Source organism: Pseudomonas sp., assembly GCF_048269965.1.
Lineage (GTDB): Bacteria > Pseudomonadota > Gammaproteobacteria > Pseudomonadales > Pseudomonadaceae > Aquipseudomonas.
The window spans coordinates 211802-231563 of sequence record NZ_JBLWTV010000008.1 but is presented as its reverse complement, the minus strand read 5'-3'; the positions used below and the strand labels follow the sequence as shown (position 1 = coordinate 231563).

The 19762-nt window shown below is 63.4% G+C and carries 17 protein-coding genes and 1 tRNA gene; 6 read left to right on the top strand and 12 right to left on the bottom strand.

Annotation, left to right across the window (positions count from 1 at the left end; translation table 11 throughout):
* Nucleotides 1-321: 321 nt before the first annotated feature.
* Entirely contained in the window at nucleotides 322-1323 is a 1002-nt protein-coding gene (gene rlmF, locus ACN0X6_RS12270; RefSeq protein WP_417704229.1) for a 23S rRNA (adenine(1618)-N(6))-methyltransferase RlmF, read from the bottom strand.
* Nucleotides 1324-1532: 209 nt separating this feature from the next.
* Here rlmF and ACN0X6_RS12265 point away from each other — a divergent pair, with 209 nt between their 5' ends.
* On the top strand, nucleotides 1533-2003 hold the full coding sequence (locus ACN0X6_RS12265; RefSeq protein ID WP_160019839.1) for a bacteriohemerythrin: 471 nt from the start codon (nucleotides 1533-1535) through the stop codon (nucleotides 2001-2003).
* Between the two features lie 6 nt (nucleotides 2004-2009).
* Here the strand turns inward: ACN0X6_RS12265 and ACN0X6_RS12260 are convergent, their stop codons facing one another.
* The 8 genes from ACN0X6_RS12260 to ACN0X6_RS12225 all read right to left on the bottom strand — a co-directional run bounded on the left by ACN0X6_RS12260 (nucleotide 2010) and on the right by ACN0X6_RS12225 (nucleotide 12870).
* Nucleotides 2010-3839 (bottom strand): SLC13 family permease, encoded by a 1830-nt coding sequence (locus ACN0X6_RS12260; RefSeq protein WP_417704227.1) that lies wholly within the window; start codon nucleotides 3837-3839, stop codon nucleotides 2010-2012.
* A 32-nt stretch (nucleotides 3840-3871) separates the two neighbouring features.
* The gene (locus ACN0X6_RS12255) at nucleotides 3872-4168 is read right to left on the bottom strand and encodes a winged helix-turn-helix domain-containing protein (protein WP_417704225.1); all 297 of its coding nucleotides are present in this window, start codon (nucleotides 4166-4168) and stop codon (nucleotides 3872-3874) included.
* 37 nt (nucleotides 4169-4205) lie between these two features.
* Nucleotides 4206-5582 carry a sodium:proton antiporter NhaD gene (nhaD, locus tag ACN0X6_RS12250; protein ID WP_417704223.1) on the bottom strand — a complete coding sequence of 459 codons (1377 nt, stop codon included), beginning with the start codon at nucleotides 5580-5582 and terminating at the stop codon, nucleotides 4206-4208.
* Between the two features lie 187 nt (nucleotides 5583-5769).
* Nucleotides 5770-7200, bottom strand: coding sequence for a Na+/H+ antiporter NhaC (gene nhaC / locus ACN0X6_RS12245; protein WP_417704221.1), 1431 nt, complete (start codon nucleotides 7198-7200; stop codon nucleotides 5770-5772).
* A gap of 138 nt (nucleotides 7201-7338) precedes the next feature.
* Nucleotides 7339-10170 (bottom strand): valine--tRNA ligase, encoded by a 2832-nt coding sequence (locus tag ACN0X6_RS12240; protein WP_417704219.1) that lies wholly within the window; start codon nucleotides 10168-10170, stop codon nucleotides 7339-7341.
* A 183-nt stretch (nucleotides 10171-10353) separates the two neighbouring features.
* Complete coding sequence (locus ACN0X6_RS12235) at nucleotides 10354-10782, bottom strand: DNA polymerase III subunit chi (RefSeq protein WP_160019834.1); 429 nt, start codon at nucleotides 10780-10782, stop codon at nucleotides 10354-10356.
* 59 nt (nucleotides 10783-10841) lie between these two features.
* Nucleotides 10842-11261: a DNA polymerase III subunit chi gene (locus tag ACN0X6_RS12230; RefSeq protein WP_417704217.1), complete on the bottom strand. Its 420-nt coding sequence runs from the start codon at nucleotides 11259-11261 to the stop codon at nucleotides 10842-10844.
* Between the two features lie 121 nt (nucleotides 11262-11382).
* Nucleotides 11383-12870 (bottom strand): leucyl aminopeptidase, encoded by a 1488-nt coding sequence (locus ACN0X6_RS12225; RefSeq protein ID WP_417704215.1) that lies wholly within the window; start codon nucleotides 12868-12870, stop codon nucleotides 11383-11385.
* A gap of 143 nt (nucleotides 12871-13013) precedes the next feature.
* Here ACN0X6_RS12225 and lptF point away from each other — a divergent pair, with 143 nt between their 5' ends.
* Both lptF and lptG read left to right on the top strand, forming a co-directional pair.
* Nucleotides 13014-14138, top strand: coding sequence for an LPS export ABC transporter permease LptF (gene lptF, locus ACN0X6_RS12220; protein ID WP_417704214.1), 1125 nt, complete (start codon nucleotides 13014-13016; stop codon nucleotides 14136-14138).
* Nucleotides 14131-15195, top strand: a complete 1065-nt coding sequence (gene lptG / locus ACN0X6_RS12215; RefSeq protein ID WP_417704212.1) for an LPS export ABC transporter permease LptG — start codon at nucleotides 14131-14133, stop codon at nucleotides 15193-15195. Before lptF ends, lptG begins: the two co-directional genes overlap by 8 nt.
* Before the next feature lie 60 nt (nucleotides 15196-15255).
* Here the strand turns inward: lptG and ACN0X6_RS12210 are convergent, their stop codons facing one another.
* The 3 genes from ACN0X6_RS12210 to ACN0X6_RS12200 form a co-directional block, all read right to left on the bottom strand.
* Entirely contained in the window at nucleotides 15256-15753 is a 498-nt protein-coding gene (locus ACN0X6_RS12210) for an RDD family protein (RefSeq protein WP_017675206.1), read from the bottom strand.
* A 168-nt stretch (nucleotides 15754-15921) separates the two neighbouring features.
* On the bottom strand, nucleotides 15922-16134 hold the full coding sequence (locus ACN0X6_RS12205; RefSeq protein WP_003459665.1) for a cold-shock protein: 213 nt from the start codon (nucleotides 16132-16134) through the stop codon (nucleotides 15922-15924).
* Nucleotides 16135-16470: 336 nt separating this feature from the next.
* Nucleotides 16471-16555 (bottom strand) — tRNA-Leu (locus tag ACN0X6_RS12200).
* A gap of 204 nt (nucleotides 16556-16759) precedes the next feature.
* Here ACN0X6_RS12200 and ACN0X6_RS12195 point away from each other — a divergent pair.
* The 3 genes from ACN0X6_RS12195 to tgt are packed head-to-tail and all read left to right on the top strand — an operon-like array spanning nucleotide 16760 to nucleotide 19748.
* Nucleotides 16760-17533, top strand: a complete 774-nt coding sequence (locus ACN0X6_RS12195) for a substrate-binding periplasmic protein (RefSeq protein ID WP_417704209.1) — start codon at nucleotides 16760-16762, stop codon at nucleotides 17531-17533.
* 35 nt (nucleotides 17534-17568) lie between these two features.
* Nucleotides 17569-18612 carry a tRNA preQ1(34) S-adenosylmethionine ribosyltransferase-isomerase QueA gene (queA, locus tag ACN0X6_RS12190; RefSeq protein ID WP_417704207.1) on the top strand — a complete coding sequence of 348 codons (1044 nt, stop codon included), beginning with the start codon at nucleotides 17569-17571 and terminating at the stop codon, nucleotides 18610-18612.
* 20 nt (nucleotides 18613-18632) lie between these two features.
* Nucleotides 18633-19748 carry a tRNA guanosine(34) transglycosylase Tgt gene (gene tgt, locus ACN0X6_RS12185; RefSeq protein ID WP_417704244.1) on the top strand — a complete coding sequence of 372 codons (1116 nt, stop codon included), beginning with the start codon at nucleotides 18633-18635 and terminating at the stop codon, nucleotides 19746-19748.
* Nucleotides 19749-19762: the final 14 nt, after the last annotated feature.

Genomic DNA, 19762 nt, shown 5'->3' with positions numbered 1-19762 from the left:
CATCCGGGCTTGTATGTTCGTCAGGCACTCTAAAGTGGAAGAGGTAAGCCAAAAGAGTGCCGAGGCGGAGGGACTATCCGGGCTATCTGTCGCCTACGCGAACAGACTCCAGTAGCTATTCCCTGCTTCATCAGCCGCAGTGTCGATCAGGGATGCAGCGGCGTGCCGGTGACGTTGCCGAGTAGGGCGGTGGCCGGGCTGTGGCTGACACTCGGTGGCTGGTTACCCTGGTAGGGAGATTGGTGCGCACGGCGCATCCTACGGCCTAATTCGCTATCAAGGTCGCTTCCAGGTAGGGGGCGCCGCGCGCACCAGCAGGTCTCAGCGCCAGCGACTCTTGCTCCAGGTGCTGCGCTCTTCGCCGTTCTTGAACGTCCAGGCCACCAGGCGACTCTGCTTCTGTCCCTGGGACATACCCAAGATGCGGACCTCGAGTGCGCCGGCCTTGGCCAGCCAGCCCTGCAGCAGTTCGACGTTGCTGCCTTTGGACACCAGGCTGCTGAACCACAGCACCTGTCCGGCCACCTGCGCGCTTTCGCTGGCCATGCGCTTGAGAAAGGCTGCCTCGCCACCCGGGCACCACAGCTCGGCCGCCTGGCCGCCGAAGTTGAGCACCGGCAACTTGCGCTTGGGGTCGAGCTTGCCCAGGTTGCGCCACTTGCGCGTGCTACCGCTGGTGGCCTCGGCGGCGCTGGCGTGGAAGGGCGGGTTGCACAGGCTCAGGTCGACGTACTCCTGCGCCTGCAGCAGGCCGAGGAAGATGTGCTCGGCATTGCTCTGTTGGCGCAGCTCGACGCCGCCGGCCAGTTGCGGGTTGGCGGCGACGATGGCGTGTGCCGATGCCAGTGCTTCCTTGGCAATGTCGGCACCCATGAACTGCCAGCCATATTCGCAGCGACCAATCAGTGGATAGATGCAATTGGCGCCGACGCCGATATCCAGTGCTCGCACCATGGCGCCGCGAGGAATCTGCCCATCGTTGTCAGTCGCCAGCAGATCGGCGAGGTTGTGCAGGTAATCGGCGCGCCCCGGGATCGGTGGGCACAGGTAACCGTCGGGAATATCCCAGTGGCGGATGCCGTAGTACTGCGCCAGCAGCGCGCGGTTGAACACCTTGACCGCTGCCGGGTTGGCGAAGTCGATGCTCGGCTTGCCGTAGGGATTGCTGATGACGAAGTCGCCCAGCTCGGGACTGGCCTTGATCAGCGCGGGAAAATCGTAACGCCCCTGGTGACGGTTGCGCGGATGCAGTTCGCCCTTGCTCGGTGCGGTTTTCACGGCGGCGGGGGCGGGCTTGCGCGGGCGTTTCGGCAACTGAGGCATGAACGAGCATCTGGCGGTTCGGGCGCAGGATTTTCGCATGCTTTGCTTGCAGCTCGTAACCCATGGAAGCGAGGGAGCGACCTGTGCTGCGATCAATGAAAGCTGGCAAGTGGCCATAAAGTGGCTGACCTTGTGTTGATCCAGGTCAATCGCGGACTCGCCTGCGGCCTTAGACTGCGCGCCTCTTCGGTCAGCAGTTAGGAGGCACCATGACATACCTGGAATGGAGCGACGACCTCGATACCGGCATCGCGGTCATCGACGATCAGCACAAGCGCATCGTGGCCATGATCAATCAGTTGGACGATGCCCAGCGCACCGCCAGCAAGGTCAAGGTGGGTACGGTGATCGACGAGTTGATCGACTACACCGTTTCACATTTCGCCTTCGAGGAAGCGATGCTCGAGGAGGCGGGCTACGTCTTCACCAAGGCACACAAAAGGGTGCACGCGCTGTTTATCAAGCGCGTGGAGGACTACCGCCAGCGTTTCATCGGCGGCGAGGACATTGCCGATGAGCTCAAGGGCTTGTTGGGGCGCTGGTTGTTCAGTCACATCCGCAGCGATGATCGCAATTACGTCGAAGCCATCAACGACAACCTGCGCCGGCTCAGTGCCGACACCTCCGAGGGTGGATGGTTGCGCCGCGCCGGCCGGCGATTCTTCCGCAGTGCGGCGTGAGCTGTCTCAGAGCGGAAAGATCAGCGGTACCAGCAGCACGCTGACGATCATCACCAGCAGGGTGAAAGGCACGCCGATGCGCACGAAGTCGCCGAAGCGGTACTGACCGGGCCCCAGCACCAGGGTGTTGACCGGTGAGGAGATCGGCGTCATGAACGCGGCCGAGGCAGCCAGGGCCACGGTCATGGCGAAGGGCAGTGGCGAGACGCCCAGCGCCTGCGCCGTGGCAATGGCCACCGGCGCCATCAGCACCGCCGTGGCGGTGTTGGAGATGAACAGGCCGATCACTGCGGTAAGCACGAACAGGCTGGCGAGAATCAGCCGTGGCCCGGCATCGCCCAGGCCGCCCACCAGACCCTGCACGGCCAGTTCGACGCCACCGGTCTGCTGCAGGGCCTGGGCGAAGGGCAGCATGCCGACGATGAGGATCAGCGTTGGCCAGTGAATGGCGCGATAGGCGCTGTCCAGGTCGATGCAGCGGAACGCGCCCATCAGCAGGCAGGCGATCAGCGCGGCCTGCACGTTGGGTACCAGGCCGCTGACCATCAGCATCACCATCACCGCCAGGCTGAGCAGGGCGTAGGGGGCCTTGCGCACAGCAGGCGCCACCTCGGCCACTTCCGCTGGCAGGCTGAGCACCAGAAAATCGCGGTTCAGCCCCTGCAAACGGTGGATGTCGCGCCAGGCGCCGGCCACCAGCAGGGTGTCGGAGGCCTTGAGTTTCTCGTCCACCAACACCCCTTCCAGCGCCTGGCCCTGGCGACGCAGGCCGACCACGTTGAGCTTGTGTCGCGAGCGAAAGCCCAACTCCTGGATGGTCTTGCCCGGCAGTTGCGACTCCGGCGGCAGCGCCACTTCGGCCAGGCCCAGCTCATGGGCGTGCAGGCTGAAATACGAATGTGGCAACGGCATCGGTTCCAGGCCCAGCGCCTGGTAGCTGCCGAGCAGGCCGATGGCGGGGCTGGCGATGTCCACCAGCAGCACGTCGCCCGGCTCCAGCAGGGTATTGCCGCTGGCCATCAGCAGCAGGGTGCGCAGGCGCTGGCGGCGCTCGATGGCGATGACGTTGATGCCGTGCTCGCGACGCAGCTGCAGTTCGTTGAGCACCTGATTGGCCAGGGGCGAGTCGGCACGTACCTGCAGGCGCCGTTCGCGTTCGCTCAGGCGGTAGCGTTCGGCAAGATCGGCCAGGGTCAGGCGCGGCGGCTCGGCGTTGCCATCGGCGTCGCTGCGCACCAGCCAGCGCCGGGCGATCAGCATGTAGCCGACACCGAGCACCAGCACCGCCAGGCCGATGGGGGTGAGATCGAAAAAGCCAAAACCATCCAGGCCGGCGCGGCGCAGTTCGGCATGCACCACCAGGTTCGGCGGTGTGGCGACCAGCGTCAGCATGCCGCTGATCAGCCCGGCGAAAGCCAATGGCATCATCAGTCGCGCCGGGGCGATGCGCAGGCGCGCAGCCACGCCGAGCACCACGGGGATGAAGATCGCCACCACGCCAGTGGAACTCATCACCGAGCCCAGACCGGCCACCGCCAGCATCAGCAGAATCAGCAGGCGCGTTTCGCTGCTACCGGCCCTGGCCACCAGCCAGTCGCCCAGGCGGTAGGCGATGCCGGTGCGCACCAGGCCGTCGCCGATGACGAACAGCGCGGCAATGAGGATGACGTTGGCGTCGCTGAAGCCGGCCAGGGTCTGTTGCAGGTCCAGTACGCCGGTCAGCGGCAGGGCGACCAGCACCAGCAAGGCGACCACGTCCATGCGTGGCTTGCCGATGATGAACAGAGTGACGGCGCCGGCCAGCAGGCCAAGCACCCAGAGCAGGTCCGGATTCATCGCGATTCCCAGAAGGTATGGGAAGAATTGTCTCAGGGGTAACCGAGCGTGGTCTTGATCTGCTGCAGGTGGGCGGCGATCCAGCGTTTGTCGATCGGCCCCCAGTCGCGAATCTGGTAGTGGCCGGCGTTGTTGCGCTCGCCCTCGTTCTGCTCGAACTGGCAGTCGATATCCAGTTCGGCCAGTGCGCCAAGGGTGTCCTGCGCAGTGCGTCGGGGCATGCCGGTGGCGTCCATCAGCGCCGGCACGCTGACGGCCTGGCCGCTGTCGATCAGCCAGGCCACGTAGAGGCGGCGGTAGAAGCTGGTGCGGGTCTTGCTCGTCTGCATGCTGACTCCCTGTTAGGTTCCCAGCGCCGCACCGGGATCAGGCGGCGAACATCAGCATATAGGTGGCGGCACCGGCCAGGTAGCCGATGAAGGCCAGGCCGCTGATCTTCTTCAGGTACCAGATGAAGTTGATTTTCTCCATGCCCATGGCGGCCACGCCAGCGGCCGAGCCGATGATCAGGCAGCTGCCGCCGGTGCCGGCGCAGTAGGCGAGCATTTCCCAGAAGTTGCCGTCGACCACGAAACTGCGCAGCCATGGCAGCTCGTGCGCCGCCGCCGCCGCCAGATTTTCCGGGCTGAGCAGCGGATACATCTTCATGGCCCCGGCGACCATCGGCACGTTGTCCACCACGGCCGAGAGCATGCCGATGGAGATGGCGATGCTGTAGATATTACCCAGGCTGTCCTTGAGCAGCGTCGCGACCTGGATCAGGTGACCGGCGCTGGACAGCGCGGAAACCGCCAGCAGGATGCCGAGGAAGAACAGCACGCTGGTGATGTCGATGCGGCGCAATACGCCGACCACCGACAGCGGGTCCTTCTCTTCGCTGTTCTTGCTGCGGTGGATGATCTCGGTGGTGATCCACAGCAGGCTCAGGCCGAAGAGGATGCCCATGTACGGCGGCAGGTGGGTAACGGTCTTGAAGATCGGCACGAAGATCAGAGCACCCAGGCCGAGGCCGAATACCAGGTTGCGTTCGAAGGGGGTGGTCGGGTCGCGGCGGCTTTCGGCGCTTTCCTTGATGCGCGGTTCGGCCACTTCACCCTTGAGGCGAAAGCTCATGATCAGCAGCGGCACCAGCAGGCAGATCAGGCTGGGCAGGAACAGCTTGGTGATGATGCCGGTGGCGGTGACCTGATTGCCGATCCACAGCATGGTGGTGGTTACGTCGCCAATCGGCGACCAGGCACCGCCGGCGTTGGCGGCGATGACCACGATACCGGCATAGAACCAGCGCTCGTGGCGGTCGGCGATCAGCTTGCGCAGCAGCGAGATCATCACGATGGTCGTGGCCAGGTTGTCCAGCGCAGCGGACAGGAAGAAGGTGATCAGCCCGATCAACCACAGCAGGTGCACGCGCTTGTGGGTACGGATGCGGTCGGTGATGACCTTGAAGCCCTCGTGGGCATCGATCAGTTCGACGATGGTCATCGCGCCCATGAGGAAGAACAGAATCTCGGAAATCTCGCCGAGGTGGTGGCGCAGTTCCTCGACCACGTGATGGGTGTTGGTGCTGGCGCCGGCCGTACCGGTGCCGAGCAATGGCAGGATGCTGTCGGCGCCGAGCACCAGCAGGGTCCAGGCGATCACGGCGGTGAGCAGGGCGGACGCTGCCTTGTCGATCTTTAACGGGTGCTCGAGTGCAATGCACAGGTAGCCGAGGACGAAGACGAGTGCCATCAACGCATACATGTTCGGAGTTCCGCTCTGATTCTTATGGGTTCGGACGTGCCGGAGGGCTGCTGCCAGGCGGGTGAAGATGCCTGAAACAATTGGAAAAAGGGAAGGTTTTTATAGCGAAAAGAGCAAAGAGATGAGCGCTTTGCTACCTAATGAGGAGTTCGGGCCGGTGTACTGGCCGGCCCGAACGGGCGTGAAATCAAACGGCAGTCTGCGGCTTGGGTGGCAGCAGGTAGGCGAGGGCGATTGCCAGCACCGGCATGATCAGGTTGAAGAAGCAGTACGGCAGGTAGCTCAGCGTTGCCACGCCGAGCGTCGCGGCCATGTAGGCGCCACAGGTGTTCCATGGCACCAGCACCGAGGTCAGGGTGCCGCCGTCTTCCAGGGCGCGTGACAGGCTGGTCGGAGCCAGGCCGCGTTTCTCGTATTCGGCGCGGTACATGCGCCCTGGCAGCACCAGGGCGATGTACTGGTCGGCGGTGATGATGTTGGTGCCGATGGTGGTGGTGATGGTGCTGGCGACCAGGCCGCTGTCGCTGCGGACCAGGCGCAGGGCGCTCTGCAGCAGGCGTTGCAGCAAGCCGAGGCGCTCCAGCACACCGCCGAAGCACATGGCGCAGATGATCAGCCATACCGTGGTGAGCATGCTGGCCATGCCGCCCTTGGACAGCAGGCCATCGAGTTCGGCGTTGCCGCTGGCCGACTCATAGCCGGCGAACAACGCGCTCCATACCGTTTTCAGCGGCGCCAGAGCGCCGGCTTGTGGGTCCGCCAGGCGCGCCATCACCTCCGGCTGGAACAGCACGGCGAACACCGCACCGAGCAGGGCGGCGAGAAACACCGCCGGGAAGGCGGCCCACTGGCGCACCGCGAGCAGCAGCAGGAAGGCCACCGGCAGCAGCAGGTGCCAGCCCAGGTTGAACTGTGCCTCCAGGGCGGTCAGCACCTCGACGATGCGCCCGGTGTCATGCTCGGCGCTGGCCTGCTGGCCGAGGGTGAAGAAGATCACCAGCGCGATCAGCAGTGCCGGCACGGTGGTGCGCAGCATGTTGCGGATATGCGCGAACAGATCGGCACCGGCAGCGGCGGGTGCCAGGTTGGTGGTGTCCGACAGCGGTGACAGCTTGTCGCCGAAGTAGGCGCCGGAGATGATCGCTCCGGCGGTGATCGCCGGGTCCAGCCCCAGGCCGGCCGCCACGCCCATCAGGCCGATGCCGAGGGTGCCGGCCACCGTCCAGGAACTGCCGATGGACAGTGCGGTGAGCGCGCAGATCAGGCAACTGGTGAGGTAGAAATACTCGGCGCTGATCAGCTTCAGGCCCAGCCAGATCATGGTCGGCACCGTGCCGGCAAGAATCCAGGTGCCGATCAGCGCGCCGACCGCCAGCAGAATCAGGTTGGCCTTCATCGCCATATGGATGCCGGCGAGTATGCCTTCCTCGATATCGGCCCAGCGCAGGCCATTCTTCAGGCCGACCAGGCCGGCGACGAAGGCGGCGCTCATCAGCGCGATCTGGTTCGGGCCACTGGAGGAGCTGTCGCCGAACAGGTAAACGGAGAGGCTGAGCAGCACGACGAGTACGCCAATGGGCAGCAACGCGTCGAGCAGGGAGGGGGTGCGAGCAGTCATGGGTGTTCCGGGGGATCAAACTAACCGTGGGAGGGGCTTCAGCCGCGACTTTGCCGTTAAAGCTCGCGGCTGAAGCCCCTCCTACAAAAAAGAAACCCGCGCCGGTCATGGCGCGGGTCTTTCGGTGGTGCACGATGATCAGAGTGCGGCGATCTTGCCGCGCTGCTCGACCATCTTGGCCAGGGCCTGTTCAGCCTCGGCCAGTTTGATGCGTTCCTTGTCCAGTACTTCAGCCGGGGCCTTGGCGACGAAGCCCTGGTTGCTCAGCTTGCCGCCGACGCGCTGTACTTCGCCTTCCAGGCGACCGATTTCCTTGTCCAGGCGCGCCAGTTCGGCGTCCTTGTCGATCAGCCCGGCCATCGGCACCAGCACTTCCATCTCGCCGACCAGCGTGGTGGCGGACATCGGCGCTTCTTCACCGGCAGCCAGCACGCGCACCGACTCCAGCTTGGCCAGTTTGCTGAGCAGCGGCTCGAAGTCGGCCAGGCGGCGCAGGTCTGAGGCCGAGGCGTTGGCAACGATGATGTCGATGCGTTTGGCCATGGAGATCTTCATCTCGCCACGGATCTGGCGCACGCCGAGCATCAGTTGCTTGACCCACTCGATGTCGCCTTCGGCGGCGGCGTCGATGCGGCTCTCATTGGCCACCGGCCAGGGTTGCAGCATCAGCGTCTCGCCGCTGACACCGGCCTGGGCCTTGATGCGCTGCCAGATCTCTTCGGTGATGAAGGGCATGAACGGGTGGGCCAGACGCAGGATCACTTCCAGCACGCGTACCAGCGTGCGGCGGGTGCCGCGCTGGCGCTCGATGGGCGCGTTCTCGTCCCACAGCACCGGCTTTACCAGCTCCAGATACCAGGCGCAGTACTCGTCCCAGATGAACTCGTACAGGGTTTGCGCGGCCAGGTCGAAGCGGAAGGCGTCGAGGTGGCGGGTGACGTCAGCCTCGGTGCGCTGCAGGGCGGAGATGATCCAGCGATCCACCGGGGACAGCTCGACTGTCTCGCCATTGATGCCGGTGTCCTTGTCATCGGTGTTCTCGATGACGAAGTTGGCGGCGTTCCACAGCTTGTTGCAGAAGTTGCGGTAGCCCTCGACGCGGCCCATGTCGAACTTGATGTCGCGGCCAGTGGAAGCCAGCGCCAGGTTGGTGAAGCGCAGGGCGTCGGTGCCGTAGGCGGCAATGCCGTCGGGGAATTCGGCGCGGGTCTGCTTGGCGATCTTCTCGGCCAGCTTGGGCTGCATCATGCCGCTGGTGCGCTTGGCCACCAGGGATTCGAGGTCGATGCCGTCGACGATGTCCAGCGGGTCGAGCACGTTACCTTTCGACTTGGACATCTTCTGACCCTGGCCGTCGCGCACCAGGCCGTGCACGTAGACGGTCTTGAACGGAATCTGCCCGGTCAGGTGGGTCGACAGCATGATCATCCGCGCGACCCAGAAGAAGATGATGTCGAAGCCGGTGACCAGCACGTCGGTGGGGTGGAAGGTCTTGAGGTAGTCGGTCTGCTGCGGCCAGCCGAGGGTGGAGAAGGTCCACAGGCCGGAGCTGAACCAGGTGTCCAGCACGTCTTCGTCCTGGCGCAGGTTGGCATCGCCGAGTTTGTGCTTGGCGCGTACTTCCGTCTCGTCACGGCCGACGTAGACGTTGCCGGCATCGTCGTACCAGGCCGGAATGCGGTGGCCCCACCAGAGCTGACGGCTGATGCACCAGTCCTGGATGTCACGCATCCAGCTGAAGTACATGTTCTCGTACTGCTTGGGCACGAACTGGATTTCACCGCTCTCGACCACGGCGATGGCTTTCTCGGCCAGCGGCTTGGTGGAGACGTACCACTGGTCGGTCAGCCACGGCTCGATCACGGTGCCGGAACGGTCGCCTTTCGGCACTTTCAGGGCGTGGTCTTCGATCTTTTCCAGCAGGCCGGCGGATTCGAAGGCAGCGACGATGTGCTTGCGCGCGACGAAGCGGTCGAGACCGGCGTATTCGGCTGGCAGGCTGCCGTCGATCTCGGCATTGACGCTACCATCGATATTGAACACCTGGGCCTGAGCCAGCACGGCGGCGTTCTTGTCGAAGATGTTGATCAGCGGCAGGTTGTGGCGCTTGCCCACTTCGTAGTCATTGAAGTCGTGCGCCGGGGTGATTTTCACGCAGCCGGTGCCGAACTCGGGGTCGCAGTAGTCATCGGCGATGATCGGGATGCGGCGGCCCAGCAGCGGCAGTTCGACGAAGCTGCCGATCAGCGCCTTGTAGCGCTCGTCTTGCGGGTGCACGGCCACGGCGCTGTCGCCGAGCATGGTTTCCGGGCGGGTGGTGGCGACGATCAGGTAGTCCTTGCCGTCGGCGGTCTTGTTGCCGTCAGCCAGCGGGTAGCGCAGATTCCACAGCGAGCCTTTCTCGTCGTGGTTTTCCACTTCCAGGTCGGAGATGGCGGTGTGGAACTTGGTGTCCCAGTTGACCAGGCGCTTGCCGCGATAGATCAGACCGTCCTCGTGCAGGCGCACGAAGGCTTCTTTCACGGCTTCGGAAAGGCCGTCGTCCATGGTGAAGCGCTCGCGCGACCAGTCCACCGAGCTACCCAGGCGACGAATCTGACGGGTGATGGTGCCGCCGGACTGCTCCTTCCATTCCCAGACCTTCTCCAGGAATTTCTCGCGGCCCAGGTCGTGGCGGCCAATGCCGTCGGCGGCCAGCTGACGCTCGACCACCATCTGCGTGGCGATGCCCGCGTGGTCAGTGCCCGGCTGCCACAGGGTATTGCGGCCCTGCATGCGGCGGAAGCGGATCAGCGCATCCATGATCGAGTTGTTGAAACCATGGCCCATGTGCAGGCTGCCGGTGACGTTCGGCGGCGGGATCATGATGGTGTAGGGCTCGCCCGAGCCTTGCGGGGCGAAATAGCCCTTGGCTTCCCAGTTCTGGTACAGGGCGGTTTCAATGGCGTGCGGCTGGTAGGTCTTGTCCATGCGCGGCGGGACCCTTTGACGGCTGATCGGAAAAGCCGACAAGTATACCGCTTCTGAGCGCCAAGCCATAAGCCTTGAGCTGTAGGGCGGGTGCAGCCCGCCATCCGTGGTGTGGCGGGTTGCATCCGCCCTAGGGGAAATGGCAGACCCGCGTTCAGTTTTACGGTTGGCTGGCGGCTTCGTCTACTTGCGTGGCGGCAGCAGGCGCGGCAGGCGGGCTTCGAGGCGGCGCTTGAGTTCGGCCTCGATCTGCGGCACGAAGTCGTCGATCACGTCCTGCAGGATCAACTGAGCGGCGGCGCGCAACTCGGCATTGAGGTGTTGCAGATCGCGGGCGCTGTCATGCAGGCGTGGCTCGATGCGTTCGCGCAGCGCGCTGGGCGCCGGCATAGGCTGTGGCGCGGGTGTCGGTTTGGGCGTCGGCGTTGCATGAAAGGGCGGCGGCGGGCCGGGCGGCGCGCTGACGATATCGGACAGCACCGGAATGCTGTCCGGGTCGAGCGAGTCGATCAGCAGCGGCGGTTCGCTGCCGTTATCGCCCAGCAGCTCGCGAATCGACTCCAAGTCGTGCAGCAACTGAGCAGGTTTCTGTGGAGGCTTGGGGGTGTCCATGGTTATCGGCGCAGCGAGAAAGGGGCTGGAGTGGCTTTTGTTGTGAGCGTGCACGGACCCTAAAGTTCGACGCGTTGCGGATCATACCCGCGCTGGCGATAGGTACGGAAATTCTCGCGACAGGCGTTGAGCAGTTCAGGCTGCTGATTGACGATCTCGATGATGCGGGAAAAGCGCTCGACATGCGGTGACAGGCTGCTACCAAGGTTGATCAGCACGCCCTGCTCGGTGCTCGGCACTTCGTCGATGCCCAGCACCACGGGTGACAGTGGCGCATCGCGATGCAGATCATGAGGCACGAAGCGTTCGGCTTTGAATTGCCACAGCAGTTCGTCGAGTTCGCTGCACTGCACCTCGTCGCTGCCGCGAACGAACACCGGCAAGCCGGCGCTCCAGGCCTTGAGCGCCAGTTGGCAGGCCGCGCGCAGGCGGCCCACGGCGTCGTTGGAGGAGAGAACGTAGAACTCGATTCTGGGCATTCGGTTTTTCAACAGTCGGACGGTGGTGGTCTGGATGTCGTAGGAGCGGATTCATCCGCGATAATTCGCGATGAAATCGCGGATGAATCCGCTCCTACAAGAGCATGGCCCGGATTCTGGATCAGACCTTGGCGCGATCCAGCAGGTACTGGGTCAGCATCGGCACCGGGCGGCCCGTGCCGCCTTTGTCTTTGCCGCCGCTGATCCAGGCGGTACCGGCGATATCCAGGTGCGCCCAGTGGAAGTTCTTGGCAAAGCGCGACAGGAAGCAGCCGGCGGTGATGGTGCCGGCCTTCGGCCCGCCGATATTGGCGATGTCGGCGAAGGGACTATCGAGCTGCTCCTGGTACTCGTCATGCAGCGGCAGTTGCCAGGCGCGGTCGTCGGCGCTTTCGCCGGCCTTGAGGATCTGCTTGATCAGCGCGTCGTTGTTGCCCATCAGGCCGGAGACATTGCTGCCCAGGGCGACGATGCAGGCGCCGGTGAGGGTGGCGATGTCGATCACCGCCTGCGGCTTGAAGCGCTCGGCATAGGTCAGGGTGTCGCACAGCACCAGACGGCCTTCGGCGTCGGTGTTGAGGATCTCCACGGTCTGCCCGCTCATGGTGGTGACGATGTCGCCGGGGCGGGTGGCGCGGCCGCTGGGCATGTTCTCGGCACAGGCCAGCAGGCACACCAGGTTGATCGGCAGTTGCAGTTCCAGCACGGCCTTGAGCGTGCCGAACACGCTGGCGGCGCCGCACATGTCGTACTTCATTTCGTCCATGCCGGCCGCCGGCTTGATGCTGATGCCGCCGGTGTCGAAGGTGATGCCCTTGCCGACCAGCGCGAAGGGTTTCTCATCCTTCTTGCCGCCCTGGTAGTGCATGACGATCATCCGTGGCGGCTGCTCGCTGCCCTGAGCCACGGCGAGGAAGGCGCCAGCACCCAGCTCCTTGAGCTTCTTCTCGTCGAGGATCTCCACCTTGAGGCTCTTGTACGCCTTGCCCAGTGCTTTGGCCTCTTCGGCCAGGTAGCCGGGGTGGCAGAGGTTCGGCGGCAGGTTGCCCAGGTCCTTGGTGAAGGCGACGCCGCTGGCGATGGCGCGGGCGTGCTGCAGGCCGCGCTCGGCAGTGGCCAGTTCGGCCTTGTCGACGATCAGGGTGATTTTCTTCAGTGCGCGTGGATCAGCCTTCTGGCTCTTGAACTGCTCGAACAGGTAGGTGCCGTCGGCCAGGGTCTCCACGATCAGGCGGGTCTTGCCGTAGGTGTCGCGGCCCTTGACCTTGAGTTCGCCCAGGGCGAGCAGGGCATCGCCGCCGCCCAGGCCCTTGAGCACGCCATGCACGCTTGCAACCAATTTGCGCAGTTGACGGTCGGACAGGTCGCCCTTGCCGCAGCCCACCAGCAGCACGCGTTCGGCTTTCAGTCCCGGCAGGCTGTGCAGCAGCAGGGTCTGGCCCGGCTTGCCGGCGATGTCGCCACGCTTGAGCACGGCGCTCAGTGCGCCGTTGCTGGCCTGGTCGACGGCCTTGGCGGTTTCGCCGAGCTTGCGGCCTTCACCGATGGCGACGACCAGGGTGGCGGTTTTCAGGGTTTCCGCACGGGTGCTTTTGACGAGGAATTCCATAGTGAGCTGTCCCCAAGACAAAGAGTCGGGTTTGACGGATAATGGCCGCCATTTTTCGAGGGTCCACCCTGCGGTGGGCCGGCAAGTAGGTGCGGCTAGTGTGAGCGCTCGCGCCTGAGCCTGACAACCCTGGAGCGTCCGGTTTGATCGTCTTCCGTTATCTGTCCCGTGAAGTGCTGGTGACCCTCAGCGCGGTGAGTGCCGTGCTGCTGGTGATCATCATGAGCGGCCGTTTCATCAAATACCTGGCCCAGGCTGCGCAGGGCGTGCTCGATCCGGGCGTGCTGTTTCTGATCATGGGTTACCGGATTCCCGGCTTCCTGCAACTGATCCTGCCGCTCGGTCTGTTCCTCGGTTTCCTGCTGGCCTACGGGCGCCTGTATCTGGACAGCGAGATGACCGTGCTGTCGGCCACTGGCGTCAGTCAGCAGCGCCTCACCGTCTACAGCATGGCGCCGGCGCTGATCGTCGCGCTGCTGGTGGGCTGGTTGAGCCTCGGCCTGGCGCCACAGGGTGTGGCCAGCGTGGCGCGCATCCTCAACGAGCAGGACGCCCTGACCGAACTCGATACCCTGGTGCCGGGGCGTTTTCAGTCGCTACGCGATGGTTCGCGGGTGACCTATTCGCAGGAGCTGTCGCCTGATCGCAGCGAGCTGCGTGGCGTATTCATGTCGGAGAAGCGCTTCTCCACCGATGGCACCTCGGAACGAGGCATTACCGTGCTCGTAGCCGAGAGTGGTCGTCAGGAAATTCAGCAGGATGGCAGTCGCTATCTGATTCTGGAAAACGGCTATCGCTATGACGGCGAGCCGGGCGAGGCCGACTACCGCGCCATCCAGTACGACACCTATGGTGTATTGCTGCCCAAGCCCGAGGTCGCCATCGAAGCCAGCGAGCGCGAGGCGACGCCGACGCGTGAACTGTTCGGCAGCGACGACCCTCGTCTGCAGGCCGAGTTGCAATGGCGCCTGTCACTGCCCTTGCTGGTGTTCATCGTCACCCTGCTGGCCGTGCCGCTGTCGAAGGTCAACCCGCGCCAGGGCCGCTTCCTCAAGCTGTTGCCGGCGATCTTTCTCTACATGGCTTACCTCGGCCTGCTGATCGCGGCACGTGGCGCGCTGGACAAGGGGCGGCTACCGCCGGCGTTGGGATTGTGGTGGGTGCACGGCATCTTCCTCGCCATCGGTCTGTTGTTGCTGTACTGGGAGCGTCTGAGTCTGTGGTGGGCCAGTCGTCGTGCGCCGGTGTCGGAGGTGGCTCATGGCTAAGTTGGATCGCTACATCGGTACTCAGGTGTTCTTCGCCATTCTGGCCGTGCTGGGCATCATTCTGGGCCTGGCACTGCTGTTCGCGTTCATCGACGAATTGGGCGATCTGAACAAGGGCGATTACGGTCTTGGTCAGGCGCTCTGGTACGTATTGCTGACCGCTCCGCGTCGTGCTTACGAGATGCTGCCGATGGCGGCGCTGATCGGCTGCCTGATCGGTCTCGGTTCGTTGGCCAGCAACAGTGAGCTGACCATCATGCGCGCGGCGGGTGTCTCCATCGGGCGCATCGTCTGGGCGGTGATGAAGCCCATGCTGGTGCTGATGCTGGCCGGCATTCTGATCGGCGAATACGTCGCGCCGCTGACCGAAAACCAGGCGCAGGCGGATCGCGCGCTGGCTCAGGGTGGCGGTGCGGCGCAGAGCTCCAAGCGCGGCATGTGGCACCGTCAGGGGCAGGAATACGTGCACATCAACGCCGTGCAGCCCAATGGCATTCTGCTGGGGGTTACGCGTTACCGCTTCGATGACGAACGCCGTCTGCTTTCGGCCAGTTTCGCCCGTCGCGCCGAGTACCGTGACAGCCACTGGATGCTGCGCAACGTGCAGACCACGCTGCTGCACGAAGATCGCTCCGAAGTGGTCAACCAGCCGGAAGAGCGTTGGGAGATCGAGCTCAATCCGGAACTGCTCGGCACGGTGGTGATGGCGCCCGAGGCGCTGTCGGTGACCGGGCTGTGGCAATACATCCACTACCTGGGTGAGCAGGGTCTGAACAATGCCCGCTACTGGCTGGCGTTCTGGACCAAGGTGCTGCAGCCGCTGGTGACCGGCGCGCTGGTGTTGATGGCGATTTCCTTCATCTTCGGCCCGCTACGCTCGGTGACCCTGGGGCAACGCGTATTCACCGGCGTTTTGGTGGGCTTCATCTTCCGGATCGCCCAGGATCTGCTGGGCCCTTCGAGCCTGGTATTCGGTTTCTCGCCGCTGCTGGCGGTGCTGGTGCCGGCCGGTATCTGTGCGCTGGCTGGTGTGTGGCTGCTGCGTCGGGCTGGCTGAGTCGTTCTCAGGCATGAAAAAGCCGGTTCAATGAACCGGCTTTTTTGTATCTGCTATGGGCTACTTCTTGTGAATATTCTTCGGCAGTTGCACCACGCGGCTGTCGGAGTAGATGTCGTGCCAGGTGCGCCCCTGCTTGTCCCACAGCAGCCAGAGGAACCCCAGGCCGGCGAACAGCCAGGAGCCGATGGCGACCACGAAGCGCAGCAGGGCCTGCCACAGATCGATGGCGCTGCCGTCGGCGTTCTGGATGCGCAGTCCCCAGGCCTGCATGCCCAGTGTCTGGCCATTGTGCGTCCAGAACTTGGCGAAGAAGGCGAACAGCGACAGCAGCACCAGGCTGGCAAGAATCGGGTCATGATCCAGGGCGCCGGCTTCGGACATGGCCATCAGCGCATCGCCGCCGTGAATCAGGCGCAGAATGCCCTGCTGATAGATCAGGGTGACCACCATGATCAGCGCCACGCAAAGCAGAAAATCATAGAAGAGGGCCGCCAGGCGACGAATCAGCCCTGCGGTGGGGAAGTCTCCCTGCGGACGTAATTGGTGTTTCGGCATGATGGGCTCGCTGAGACGAAAGTGCGCGCCATTCTAACCGCGACTTTGCGATCGATATAAAGAGGTGCGTGGGCTATCTGTAACCTGGCGCTGCGAAGGGCGGGTTACAGGAATGACAGGCAAAAAAAACCCCTGACAGCTATCAGGGGTTCTTCAAGACAGCGGCGATTAGCCCAGGACTTGAACCTGGTCAGCCTGCATGCCTTTTTGACCTTGCACAGCTACGAAGCTGACTTTCTGGCCTTCTTTCAGGCTCTTGAAGCCGTTACCTTCGATCGCGCGGAAGTGCACGAACAGATCCGGACCGCTTTCGGGAGTGATAAAACCAAAACCTTTCTCGTCGTTAAACCACTTGACGGTACCGTTCTGACGATTCGACATGTCTTTTTCCTTGAAACTAGAGTTGATGACAGCCTCCAAGTATAGAGGGCTGAGACTGGTTGCAAGGAGTAATAGAAGTCGAGCGGGATGTAGCGGATCTAGATGATCTGCTGCACCAGAGTCACGATTCACAGCGACCCATGCAAACAGTTGGTTCACTCTACGCTAACTTTTGCGCAATTGCCAACCCCCGCCAGCAAGGTCGCCGGCCAGGTTTTGCGGGGCTTGTCGAGGTGTCTAAACAGTTCGTCGGCAACATGCTTGCAACAATTGCCCGAGTTGTTCGCGCAGATACGAAAAAGCCCGCAAGACCTGTGTCTTGCGGGCTTCTAATCGTGGTGCCCCGGGGGAGACTCGAACTCCCACTCCTTTCGAAAACGGATTTTGAATCCGCCGCGTCTACCGATTCCGCCACCGGGGCACGATGGCGGCGCAGTATAGGGATGCACCTTGCTTCGGTCAATCGGCGTTGCTGCTGCCATTGACCGATCTACTAACGGCCAATGGCGCGGCTGGTGGCGTCCGGCTTTTATTGCGTGGTTACGGCTAGAATCGCTGGCTGTCATCAAGCGTGTCGAGTGCGACGCATATAAACAGTCTGGGGCATTGCGAAGGGGGAGGGGGAGTGGTCAAGATCTTGTGCAGAGCGCTTGTCGGCTGCCTGCTGCTGGCGCCTGTTGTTCAGGCCCAGACCCTGACCTATGCGGTGACCGACGAGAGCTGGGCGCCTTACTGGATAGTCGAGGAACAGCGCGTCAGCGGCATCTTCCATGAGCTCATGCTCGTGCTGGATGAGCGATTGCCTGAGCACCTGCAGGCCAGTCATCCGCTGCCGCCTCTGCGTACGCAGAAGCTTTTCCGTGAGGGGCAAGTGCAGATCGAATGTTGCGTGAGCAAAAGCTGGCGTAGCGATGGTGATCGGGGGCCGGTGTCGCTATGGACGGTGCCGGTGCTGGAAACCGAAGAAATGCTGATCTTCGCGCCAGGCAGACGTTTCCCCTACCAGCATCTGCAGGACTTGCGGGGGCGCTCGATCGCAACGGTGCGCGGTTATGGCTATGCCGGCAGTGAGTATTTTCAGCGCAACGATGGCGCCGATGTTCGAGCGCTGATCTATCTGGTGGCGCAGGGGCGTAGCGAGGCCGGTATTCTGGATCGCCTGGAGTGGCGTTATCTGCAGCATGAAGACGCGCAGTTGCAGGCACCCCGTTGGCAGGTAGAGGAAGGCCCGACGATCAATCGCTCTCAGCTGCGCTTGCGCCTGCATCGACAGTTGGCCGGACGGCTCGAGGTATTCAATGCCGCCATTCGTTCTCTGCAGGCCGATGGCACCTTGGCGCGCATCGTCGCCAGGTATGCGCCTAAGGCTCACGTGGTCGGGCAAGTGGAAATCCGGTAAGCTTTGCCACCCTGCAGAAATACCCCCTCCGAATCATGCGTGTTGCCGATTTCCACTTCGATCTTCCCGAGTCGCTGATCGCCCGTCATCCGCTGGCCGAGCGTCGCGCCAGTCGCCTGTTGCAGCTCGATGGCCCGAGCGGGGAGCTGCGCCACGGCCAGTTCACCGATGTGCTGGAGCAGCTGCGGCCTGGTGATCTCATGGTGTTCAACAACACCCGAGTGATTCCGGCGCGTCTGTTCGGTCAGAAGGCTTCCGGCGGCAAGCTGGAGGTGCTGGTGGAGCGAGTGCTCGATCAGTATCGCGTGCTGGCCCACGTGCGCTCGAGCAAGTCGCCCAAGCCCGGTTCGCAGATTCTCATCGAGGGTGGCGGCGAAGCCGAGATGGTCGCGCGTCACGACGCGCTGTTCGAGTTGCGTTTTGCCGAGCCGGTGCTGCCGCTGCTGGAGCGCGTCGGGCACATGCCGCTGCCTCCTTATATAGATCGATCGGATGACGAGGCGGACCGTGAGCGTTACCAGACCGTCTATGCGCAGAAGGCGGGTGCCGTAGCGGCGCCGACTGCCGGTCTGCACTTCGATGACGAGCTACTGGCGGCGATCCGCGCCAAGGGCGTGGAGACTGCGTTCGTGACGCTTCACGTCGGTGCGGGCACCTTCCAGCCGGTGCGGGTCGAGCGTATCGAAGATCACCACATGCACAGCGAGTGGCTGGAAGTCGGCCAGGATGTGGTCGATGCCGTGGCGGCTTGTCGCGCGCGGGGTGGGCGGGTGGTCGCCGTCGGTACCACCAGCGTGCGTTCGCTGGAAACCGCCGCGCGCGACGGTGAGTTGAAGCCCTTCAGCGGTGACACCGACATCTTTATCTACCCGGGACGCCCGTTTCATGTGGTCGATGCCCTGGTGACCAATTTCCACCTGCCCGAGTCGACCCTGCTGATGCTGGTGTCGGCCTTCGCCGGTTATCCCGAAACCATGGCCGCCTACCGCGAAGCCGTGGCGCAGGGTTATCGCTTCTTCAGTTACGGTGATGCGATGTTCATCACCCGCAATCCCGCCGCGCGCGGGCCCGAGGTTTGAGTATGTCGCGCACCTGTCGCATGTCCTTCGAGTTGCTGGCCACCGACGGCAAGGCCCGTCGTGGTCGCCTGACCTTCCCGCGTGGCGTGGTGGAAACCCCGGCTTTCATGCCGGTGGGCACCTATGGCACGGTCAAGGGCATGCTGCCGCGCGATGTCGAGGACATCGGCGCGCAGATCATCCTCGGCAATACCTTCCACCTGTGGCTGCGCCCAGGCATGGAGGTGATCAAGAAACACGGCGACCTGCATGACTTCATGCAGTGGCAGGGGCCGATCCTCACCGACTCCGGCGGCTTCCAGGTGTTCAGCCTGGGCGCGATGCGCAAGATCAAGGAAGAGGGCGTGTATTTCGCCTCGCCGGTCGACGGCGCCAAGGTCTTCATGGGGCCGGAAGAGTCGATGCAGGTGCAGCGTGACCTGGGCTCGGACATCGTGATGATCTTCGACGAATGTACGCCGTACCCGGCCGAGTTCGACGTGGCCAAGCGTTCGATGGAGCTGTCGCTGCGCTGGGCCAAGCGCTCGAAGACCGCGCACGGTGAGAGCAGTGCGGCGCTGTTCGGTATCGTCCAGGGCGGCATGCATGAAGAGCTGCGCATGCGCTCGCTCGAAGGGCTCTGCGAAATCGGCTTCGACGGCCTGGCCATTGGCGGGCTGTCGGTGGGTGAGCCGAAGGAAGAGATGATCCGGGTGCTGGATTTCCTGCCGCCGCACATGCCGGCCGACAAGCCGCGCTACCTGATGGGTGTAGGCAAGCCGGAAGACCTGGTCGAGGGTGTGCGCCGTGGCGTGGACATGTTCGACTGCGTGATGCCCACGCGCAATGCGCGCAACGGCCACCTGTTCGTCGATACCGGCGTGGTGAAGATTCGCAACGCGGTGCACAAACTCGATGATTCGCCGCTGGATCCGACCTGCGACTGTTACACCTGCAAACATTTCTCGCGCGCTTATCTGCACCATCTGGACAAGTGCGGCGAAATGCTCGGTAGCATGCTCAATACCATCCATAACTTGCGGCATTATCAGCGGGTTATGGCTGGTTTGCGCGAGGCTATCGGACAGGGTACATTGGCCGCCTTCGTCGAAACCTTCTATGCCAAGCGCGGCCTGCCTGTGCCGCCGCTTGACTGATTCCCGAACGATTC